This window comes from Bacillota bacterium (assembly GCA_012727955.1).
Taxonomy (GTDB): domain Bacteria; phylum Bacillota; class Limnochordia; order DTU087; family JAAYGB01; genus JAAYGB01.
In genome coordinates this window covers 1-8977 of sequence record JAAYGB010000029.1, presented here as the reverse complement: position 1 = coordinate 8977, position 8977 = coordinate 1, and the positions used below count along the sequence as shown (strand labels likewise).

General features: G+C 51.3%; 9 protein-coding genes and 3 tRNA genes. 2 read left to right on the top strand and 10 right to left on the bottom strand.

The window, feature by feature from the left end; genetic code table 11:
• The first annotated feature begins 75 nt into the window (after window positions 1-75).
• Window positions 76-531 (top strand): hypothetical protein, encoded by a 456-nt coding sequence (locus GX030_05860; protein NLV91903.1) that lies wholly within the window; start codon window positions 76-78, stop codon window positions 529-531.
• Between the two features lie 63 nt (window positions 532-594).
• Here GX030_05860 and GX030_05855 read toward each other — a convergent pair whose 3' ends face one another.
• The 6 genes from GX030_05855 to GX030_05830 all read right to left on the bottom strand — a co-directional run bounded on the left by GX030_05855 (window position 595) and on the right by GX030_05830 (window position 7098).
• A complete protein-coding gene (locus tag GX030_05855) occupies window positions 595-1818 on the bottom strand; it encodes an Nramp family divalent metal transporter (protein NLV91902.1) in 1224 nt (407 codons plus the stop codon).
• 187 nt (window positions 1819-2005) lie between these two features.
• Entirely contained in the window at window positions 2006-2662 is a 657-nt protein-coding gene (locus GX030_05850; protein ID NLV91901.1) for a redox-sensing transcriptional repressor Rex, read from the bottom strand.
• A gap of 314 nt (window positions 2663-2976) precedes the next feature.
• Entirely contained in the window at window positions 2977-4212 is a 1236-nt protein-coding gene (locus tag GX030_05845) for a GNAT family N-acetyltransferase (GenBank protein ID NLV91900.1), read from the bottom strand.
• Between the two features lie 667 nt (window positions 4213-4879).
• On the bottom strand, window positions 4880-5545 hold the full coding sequence (locus tag GX030_05840; GenBank protein ID NLV91899.1) for a CPBP family intramembrane metalloprotease: 666 nt from the start codon (window positions 5543-5545) through the stop codon (window positions 4880-4882).
• An 81-nt stretch (window positions 5546-5626) separates the two neighbouring features.
• On the bottom strand, window positions 5627-6655 hold the full coding sequence (locus tag GX030_05835; protein ID NLV91898.1) for an aldo/keto reductase: 1029 nt from the start codon (window positions 6653-6655) through the stop codon (window positions 5627-5629).
• Window positions 6656-6711: 56 nt separating this feature from the next.
• A complete protein-coding gene (locus tag GX030_05830; protein NLV91897.1) occupies window positions 6712-7098 on the bottom strand; it encodes a MerR family transcriptional regulator in 387 nt (128 codons plus the stop codon).
• A 257-nt stretch (window positions 7099-7355) separates the two neighbouring features.
• Here GX030_05830 and GX030_05825 point away from each other — a divergent pair, with 257 nt between their 5' ends.
• Window positions 7356-7664, top strand: a complete 309-nt coding sequence (locus GX030_05825) for a rubrerythrin (protein ID NLV91896.1) — start codon at window positions 7356-7358, stop codon at window positions 7662-7664.
• Window positions 7665-7767: 103 nt separating this feature from the next.
• On the opposite strand, the gene GX030_05820 is transcribed toward GX030_05825, so the two are convergent.
• The 4 genes from GX030_05820 to GX030_05805 form a co-directional block, all read right to left on the bottom strand.
• Complete coding sequence (locus GX030_05820) at window positions 7768-8391, bottom strand: flavodoxin family protein (GenBank protein NLV91895.1); 624 nt, start codon at window positions 8389-8391, stop codon at window positions 7768-7770.
• Between the two features lie 275 nt (window positions 8392-8666).
• A tRNA-Lys gene (locus tag GX030_05815) sits at window positions 8667-8743 on the bottom strand.
• A gap of 5 nt (window positions 8744-8748) precedes the next feature.
• Window positions 8749-8825: transfer RNA gene (locus tag GX030_05810), tRNA-Met, on the bottom strand.
• Between the two features lie 22 nt (window positions 8826-8847).
• A tRNA-Met gene (locus GX030_05805) sits at window positions 8848-8924 on the bottom strand.
• Window positions 8925-8977 lie beyond the last annotated feature (53 nt).

Here is an 8977-nt window from a genome sequence, read left to right as displayed (position 1 = left end):
CTCCAAGATTTGGAGGCTCACTGCGTCCTAGATCAAAAGCTTCTACTTGCTCTCTTGACACCAGGAGGTATTAACGTGAACCAAACAAAGGGAAAATCTGAAGTTACCTGGTACAGCAGCGTAGCCAAAGTCGCCTTCTCAAACTCAGGGGAGACAGTATCAGCCAGTCAATCACCTTACCAACCCACTAGAAGTGATAGCCGCAATAGTTCTGGACAGGGGCAAAGTCAACCTTCCTTCCTGGTGCAGGCTGTTCTCTGGGCATATTTTGAAGCCTGCCGAAGGGGTTTGATGCAGCAAGAGGGACCGGCTCCGTGGGAAGCATCGGCTAAGGTCTTGCCCCCAGCGGAACAAGAAGCCTGGGAGTATTTTGCCGCCGCGATGCTTGACCAAGGACAGGGACAACTCCTGCACGATAAAGATCAGCTGCAAGAACGGGCCCTCTCTGTCTACTCCCAGGCGATAGACCCTAAGGAACAATCTGGCAGCAGCTGGCTACGTCGGGTTAGAACGCTATTGGAAAAACTTTAAACTCGTCGGCGACAAAACACGTAGTGCCCACCTGGAGTCTCGGTGGGCACTACGTGTTTTCTGCTATCGGAACAAAGGATAAAAGCTGACTATACTCATCACAATGAAAATCAACGCCATGACCAGGTTGTAGGCCGGTGTATTCTTACAGTCCCCCATTTCCCTGCTGTTGCCCACTAAGAGAAGCATTAGTGCCAAGAAAGGCATGAAAAAGGCACCCAATACCGAGTACAACAAAGTCAAGCCAATGGGCTCTCGGAAAAACAGCAGCAGCAATGGAGCCAGGAAGATATAGAGTACATACCCTTGGTAGTACTTGCTCTGCATCCCCACTTCTACATTTTCATCCTGCTTAACAATCCTTACGGCATCGTTAAACAGATAGGGGATTGCCTGGTAAAAGGACAATACCGAAGAGAACACCGCGGCCCAAAAGCCAAGGACAAAGGCCCAGTAGCCAAAGGGACCCATGATGGACTCTAGCGTCCGGGCTAAGTCGATAATCCCTTCTTTGCCGGCTATCTCCCCACCAATAGGATGAATCAACACGGCGGAGACAACCACCACCGATAGGGAGAAAACAAAGGTTACTATGTATCCAATGAGCAAGTCCACCCGGACCGTAGGCAATTCCTTTTTGTCCTCAATATTGCACTCCCGCAGCCAATAGCTGTAAGCCATGATGGTTACGGTACCGCCCACTCCACCCATCAGTGCCAACACCTTGAAAATCACATCAAACCAGCCTCGGCCCTGGGGCAAGGCGGGAACTAGTAAGCCCTTGAGGACTGCCAAGAGCGGCGGTTTCACCACAATGGCGGAGATGACGAAGGCGAAGAACATCATAATCGCCAGGATCTTCATGATCTTCTCAAAGATCTTGTATGTACCGGTGCGAATGATCACTAACCCAAATATCGCTGCGATGATTCCCCAAACCTCCAGAGGGAAGATGGGAAACATCGCACTGGTTACCAGACCGACGCTGGATAACAGCGCCCCGCCAACGATAAAGGACCAAATTACCAGGTAGACGATGAAATAGTAGTTAAACCACCGAGATCTACTGCTGTACCCTTCCATGAAGGTCCTACCGGTAGCCAACTGATACCGGGCCATCCCCTCGTTGAGGAAATATTTGAATAAGGCTCCGATTAACAGCGCCCACAACAAACTGTATCCATAGGATGCTCCACTGACTGCCGAGGAGACCACATCCCCTGCTCCAACCCCGGCGGCGGCCAACACAATTCCCGGTCCGATTAAGGACCACTTAACTTTTTTCATTCCCCTGCCTCCAATGCCAAGCACTCGCTGACAACTTGTTCAACTACCTATCACTCCGCCTCGGTACCAGACCAGGGTCGAAGGTTATTCCGGTATGGTGTATTCGAAAGTGGCTCCTCGATCTCCTCCCCTTTGTTAAAGGGGTCAGCCTGACTGCCCAAAAACCGTCCACCGGGTAAGAAACCGATCAGCTATCCTTTGATTCCCTAAGGTTCATCTGAAAGGCTAAAGAATAGAGGCTTTCACCCAAGTTCACATACTCCACACTAACATGGTCCGGAACTTCTATCCGAATGGGGGCGAAATTCCAGATTCCCCGTATCCCGTGGTGTACCATGATCTTTGCTACTGGCACCGCTTCTTCCGCGGGCACGGCGATGACGCCAATATCCACGGGATTTGACTCCAAGAAGCTTTCCAGTTCCCAGGCCGGTCTGACCGACACCCCGCCGATGGTGGTGCCGATGAGTCTTTCATCTTGATCAAACAGGGAAAGGACCTCAAAGCCCTTGGCACGAAAGCTGGGATATCGGGCTACCGCGGCGCCGATGTTTCCTGCCCCGACAATAACCAGGCGGTATTGTCTATCCAGTCCCAGGATCCGTTCAATAGCAGCCAGAAGCTCCTCGACCCGGTATCCGTAACCCTGTTGGCCAAACCGCCCGAAGATACTCAGGTCTTGACGGATCTGCGGCGCTTTGACCCCAACCCTATTGGCTAACTCTTGGGAAGATATCCTCTCTACCTCCCGCCGCTGCAACAGGCTCAACTCTCGATAGTAGATAGGTAAGCGCCGGATCACTGCTTCGGGTATTCCCGCCAGATTCTTACCGGTTTCGGACATGGTCATTCCCCCTGAACTTCCCATTTATCAGCCTCGTTATCCCAAGGGAATCCGCAGCTGAAGAGCTCGGCCTACCTTGTAACTAGGCGCTCTGTTTCCTAAATCCTTCGTTAATCTCCTATCATTGTTCGTGACAAATATCACAATTTCCGTTGTTATTATAGCAAAAGCCCCTCTCGACTGCAAACAGCATAAGCGATAACAGGTCTGCCAGCAGGATAAAGGGACGATAACGGCGGGGCACCCTTCAGACTATTACATTTGGGGAAGCCCGCGATAGGCTTCCCCAAGTGTAATCTCGCTGATGGTATCTGTTAGACTGATAGCAACTCCTCGCTCAGTTCAAGATCCCAAACCCAAGGATGGTCTGGGGGAAAAAGAATGGAAAGGAGCTGAACCAGGGTTTCGTCCTGGGGTCGGACTACATCGGCCCGATCCTCCAATCCCTTGTAACCCATGATCATCTGCGTCAAAACTGGACCGGGAATCCAAATCCCTTGGGCCTTGTCGCTTACCGGTACCACCCTCACCTGGCCCTGACGAATCTCTAATCCAGCGGATCCCACCTCAGAGGTGATAGTGTAACAACCGGAGTGGTTAGACAGGGGCGACGCCGCCAATCGCCGGGACATCGTCGCAGACAATGCATCCAGGGTGTTGGCCAAGTCTATAATCCGAACCATACCACCCCAAGTCCCAGGGTAGATCTCGTTGGTACAGGCCCTCCGGGCTCCCCAGCGGTAAAGATACCGAGCTAGAGGACTGGTATGGGGGCCCATCACCCCAATCTCACGCACCTGAGGATGGGCTTTGCTCAGCTCGAAGAGGTATGAGGCCATACTCTGGCAAGCCGCTTCATTGATAGCCCCGGACTCTCGAACAGTGAGCTCCCCATCGGACTCTGTCAGCCAAAGATATCCGATAACGGCCCCACCATCGCTAACCACTATCCACCGGTGGGGACCGAAGGTTGTGGTTTGGAATCGATGCTCCCAATAACCGAGAGAACGGATGGCTGATCCGGAAATGTGTCGATTGCAAAAATCGTAGATACTGCTAACCGCCCCGAGATCCTTCTGCTCCATGGCTCTAACTTGATGGGTGGGCTGCAAATCAGTTAATTGTCCAGGGGCGATGGTCGTGTAGGTATACTTGTGAAAGGGCAAGGCGTATTCGAAGCCAAATTGCTGGTAGAAATTCGGGATCCCATAGAGCCAACTTAGGGCTATCCCTTCCTCCTTCATATACTGGATCCAATACTCCATCAGTTGTGAGGCCAGTCCCCGCCCGCGAAACTTTGGATGGGTTCCAACGGCCTCGATTTCTCCGGCCCTTACTTCAGAGTCCCCCAATCGCACCCTATGGGGAAAGAGTCCAACAAAGGAAATTATCCTCCCATCTTCTTCAATATACGCGAAATTGTCGGGGCGCCGGAAGGGACTGCCGAAGATCACTCTTTCCAAAATCGATACGGCATCAGGAAACACAATCTTGATAAACTCCATCACTCGATCATAGTCATTGACGGTCATATGCTTTATTTCACTCAACATTAATGCCTCCTAAGCAGTAAGTAATACGGCACCTGCCACTGCGTAGTTTCATGCAACACTGCCACCGGGTCAGGTATCACCGACTTCGTCCTGGCCATCTCTACTCTGCCTTGCACCTTGCTTACTCCTTAGATCACAAAAGGGCTGTAGATGAACCGCCGTCCATCTACAGCCCTTAATCGCAATACCAACAACCAACGGCTCCTGGACATTCCCCTTATGAGAGGCTTCCAAGCCGCGGCAGCGCATTACAAATATATCAAGACCGCCGACTCCATGGTTGACAAAGCAATTCCATGGATAGCCAGTCTCCGGTGAGAGCTGTGTGGACTAGAGGGTGTTCTAATAACTCAACGCCACGTAGAGTAAAAATGCCTGCCCTCTTGCAGAGGGACAAGTTAGACAGCTGGGTGCCCCAAATAAGACGGAAATATGCCAAAAAGCAAATGTCCGTTCCGAGGATCCCCAACTACCAGCTGCACTTGAGCATTTTTCTGGCGTCGATTAGATTACTAAAATAGAACACCTACAGTCATACAACTCCACTCCCATCGTTGTTTCCCAACAACTATATCATACTCGACAAAATTCTGTCAATGAGAATCTAGAAACCAAGACAACGTATCTTTGCTCACATCCGAGAAGGATGTCAACAAGGCTGTGACTAGAATAGATTGTTCAGGAAATGGGACAGGACTCCACCCATCACCGATTGCGAACGGTGGGTGCCATAACCAAATCCGAGGCTGACAAGGAAAATAGACAGGGCACCTCCAAGGGGTTGGGTGAGGTTATCCCACAGCACCCCCATGAAATACCATCCCGGGATATGAAGAATCACAAACATCACTGACGTTATTACATTGGCTCTCCACGAGGAATACCTCCCTTGCAGGTTTCCCTGGATCGCTCCCCGCATCAGAAACTCCTCAAGAATCGGTGCAACGACCAAAAGGTTAAGGAGCGGAAAGCTAAACTGGGTCGGCAGAAGGTCATTTCCCTGCAGGTAATTAGGAATAATGCCCGTTAGGGCGATGAGCAGCCCTATTCCACCGCCCCAAATTAACCACCCTTTCCACTGCGGGAAGTTAAAAACTTCCCGCAGACTACGATTAGACAGTCTCAAGAGCCAAAGGGCTGGTACTATCCAAATGACCAACTTGGCCGTAAGCCAATAGAAGAAGCTCTCCTTACTCGTTGTCAGCCAAAGGACGCTTTGCTCCAAGGAGATTTTCAACAGCCACGCGCCGATCCAGGCCATCATCAGAAGGACGAAGGCAAGATAAGTGGATTTCACTATCCGATGGGATGATACACCGGTCCTATTCATCAGTCGAACCCCTTCTACTTCAGATACCGTGTGATAGATTAGTTACCACCCTGTGTATAAGCCAAGCTGTTATGCGCCCTATTAACTTACCGCCACTTCCCCGCCAAGCACCTTGAGGTAGTCTTCGTAGTTTCTCTTGAGCAGCTGAGGAGTATCCAAGTCATAGGGGCATTGGGCTCGACATTGCCCGCACTCGATGCACTCTTCGATTTGCCTCATCATGTCCTGGGCCCTAGGCATCAGCCATCGCTCCGAGGGTGAACGTCTGAGCAGCAGGGACATTCTGGCACAGGTGTTGATGGCAATCCCCGCGGGACAGGGCATACAATAACCACAACCTCGACAGAATTCACCGCTCAGCTCCTGTTTTTCCCTTTCAATGAAGTCCCTTCTTTCGCTGGTCAACTGGGGAGGATTCTGTAGATGACGGAGAAACTCCTCAAGTTCCGACTCCCGCTGAATCCCCCAGATGGGAACGACATTGTCATACTGGTCCATAAAGGCATAGGCTGCGGCGGAATCTGTGATCAGCCCTCCAGACAGTGCCTTCATGGCAATGAATCCCATCCCTGCTTCCTTGCACTTGGCGGCCAGCTCAATTTCCTTGTCCGAGGACAAATAACTGAAGGGAAATTGCAAGGTTGCATACAATCCCGAATCAATGCATTCCTCGGCGACCCCCAACATGTGATTGGTAAGGCCAATGTGGCGGATCTTTCCCTGCTTTTTTGCCTCTAACATGCATTCATACATCCCAGTTCCATCCCCGGGCTTGTAGCACTGGCTGGGGTTATGAAATTGGTAAATGTCTATGTAATCAGTTCTCAGCAGTCTCAGGGAAGTCTCTAAGTCCTGCCAGAAGTCCTCCGGGGTCTTAGCCATGGTCTTGGTGGCAATTACAACCTGATCCCGCATTCCGGCAAAGGCTTCTCCCAGCTTTTCTTCGCTGTCGGAATAGGCCCTAGCGGTGTCAAAAAAGTTGATCCCACCCTCAAAGGCCCTTCTGAGAATCTTCACTGCGGTTTCCGTGTCCACCCTTTGGATCGGGAGCGCCCCAAATCCATTTTTCTCGATGATCAGTCCAGTGCTGCCAAAAGTGATATGTGCCATCTCTCTCCCTCCAAATTCTTTGCTGCTGGCCGAGACTTTGCCCAAAGAGTCTTAGTCTAATCCTCGGAATTAATCAGTTCATTTTCCCTGGGAATGATTTTCCTCTCATAGCTTTCAATCTTGTAGTTGAGCCGCTCCAGTGTCTTCTGCATCTCTTCCACTCTGGCCTGCAATAGGTCCCGCTGTTCCCGCAAGAGCTCCTTCCGCTGGTCGATGGTGGCATCACCCTGCTGGAACAGCGATACGTACTTAATCAATACTTCGATGGATAAACCCGCGCCTCGCATGCACTTAATAAACTCGATCCACCGACAATCCTCTTCGGTATAGTCCCTTATTCCACTGGCAGTGCGATTCACCGGCGGGATCAGTCCCACTCGCTCATAATACCGCAGGGTATCCGGCGAAAGGCCAAACCTCTTGCTTACCTCGGCGATCATCATCGGGTATCAGCCCCCTAACCCTCGGGATGTTCACATCCTCCTCTGTAGAGTCACACCTTGTCCGACCTTAGGATATCATCTGGAGTTGGCTCTAAGTCAAGGGGTTCCAGGACTGAGACTGTTCCCCTTAATCGTCATGTCTGTCTACCGGATACACGGTGCAACATAGGCAACGGTCATTACCATGCCTATCCTCACTGCCCGTCGCATAGTAATTAGGTAGTTATCGGGAATACCTGTAGGGAGGTGAGGGGTCAATGCCGGATTTTACTAACCCCTATTCGGTCTTGAGTCTGGGGCGGAAAATGACTCGTGCAGAGCTAATCCGAGCGGTAAGGTTCAGTATTGCAGCGGAGTATGAGGCTGTGCAAATCTACATGCAAATCGCCGAGGCATCAGACAACCCTTTGGTTGCCGAAGTGATGAGGGATGTGGCTGCCGAGGAGATTGTTCATGCCGGGGAGTTTCTGCGGATACTATATGAGATCGCTCCAGAGGAAGCCAGACTATATGAGGAAGGTTATCAGGAAGTTGAGGAGATAATTAAGAAGTACCGAGCAAAGTGATAGGTTGCGACAAGACCGCTGGACATTACGATGCACCGAGGTACTTCCCTCGGTGCATCTTCTGTGGAGCACGTCATCCACCTTTGGGACAAGTCTAGGTATTCTACTTGATGGATGAGAAATGGGTAGACCTTCGCTCCTCCTTTGGCGGCAGGCCGTAGGCTTCCTTCCCCAGGCGAATGCTCTTGATGAGAAAGGCCATGTTTCTGGCCAGAGTACGCATCGTCTGCAGACCCTCTTCGTCGGCCCGAACATCCTCCGGCGTGTATCCATGGACCATATTCCAGTATTGGCTGGAAACCACGGGCATGCTGGATATGGTGAAATACTTGTTCAGTTGATCAAAGGTCGCCGTGTTGCCACCCCTTCGAGCCGAGACAACGGCAGCGCCCACTTTCATTGTCTTATCAAAAAGGGTGCTGTAGAATAGGCGGTCAAGGAAGGAAACCAGGGTTCCGTTTGCCGAGGCAAAATAGACCGGTGAGCCGATTACAAGCCCATCACTGGCCGCAAATTTCGGTGCTGTCTCATTGACCAGGTCATCAAAGACACATTTTCCATGCTGCTTGCAGTGACGACAACCGATACATCCCCGAATTTCTTTATTGCCTACATGAACAAGTGAAGGCTCTATCCCCTCTTCCTTGAGAGTTGTTGCTACTTCTGTTAACGCGGTAAAGGTACATCCCTTGGCATTGGGGCTTCCGTTAATCAACAAGACCTTCAATTTGGCATCTCCACCCTTTCCAAATAACAGCTCATCTAAGTAGTCCTAGGCGAGATTGACCTGTTACCTATGTCTCAGATCCAGGGTATCACTTGGAGTCGACTCTAAGTCAAGGGCTGATCCGTGAAGTTCGCCAGGAGCCCTGAGGCCCAAGGAGCAGAAGTTGCAGTGTGAGGGCTGAAGCATAAAGTAAGATAGAGCCCAATTGCGGCTGAAAATAAAGAAATCGACACCGCGGTGGACGATGTCGACTTCTTACTTTGCAGTAGGATTACTGGTGCCCCGCCAGGGACTCGAACCCCGGACACCCTGATTAAGAGTCAGGTGCTCTAGCCAGCTGAGCTAGCGGGGCAAGTATGGTAGCGGCGACTGGATTCGAACCAGTGACACTACGGGTATGAACCGTATGCTCTAGCCAACTGAGCTACGCCGCCACATCTTGCATTGAAGGATAAATGGTTGCGGGGGCCGGATTTGAACCGACAACCTTCGGGTTATGAGCCCGACGAGCTACCAGACTGCTCCACCCCGCGATGATTAGTGGTGGACCCGGACGGAATCGAACCGACGGCCTCTTGAATGCCAT

Bases quoted from the DNA above. Each gene is read 5' to 3' on its own strand.
- GX030_05835 (NLV91898.1), bottom strand. From the start codon at position 6,655: ATGGCACATATCACTTTTGGCAGCACTGGACTGATCATCGAGAAAAAT.
- GX030_05850 (NLV91901.1), bottom strand. From the start codon at position 2,662: ATGTCCGAAACCGGTAAGAATCTGGCGGGAATACCCGAAGCAGTGATC.
- GX030_05830 (NLV91897.1), bottom strand. From the start codon at position 7,098: ATGATGATCGCCGAGGTAAGCAAGAGGTTTGGCCTTTCGCCGGATACC.
- GX030_05825 (NLV91896.1), top strand. From the start codon at position 7,356: ATGCCGGATTTTACTAACCCCTATTCGGTCTTGAGTCTGGGGCGGAAA.
- GX030_05855 (NLV91902.1), bottom strand. From the start codon at position 1,818: ATGAAAAAAGTTAAGTGGTCCTTAATCGGACCGGGAATTGTGTTGGCC.
- GX030_05840 (NLV91899.1), bottom strand. From the start codon at position 5,545: ATGAATAGGACCGGTGTATCATCCCATCGGATAGTGAAATCCACTTAT.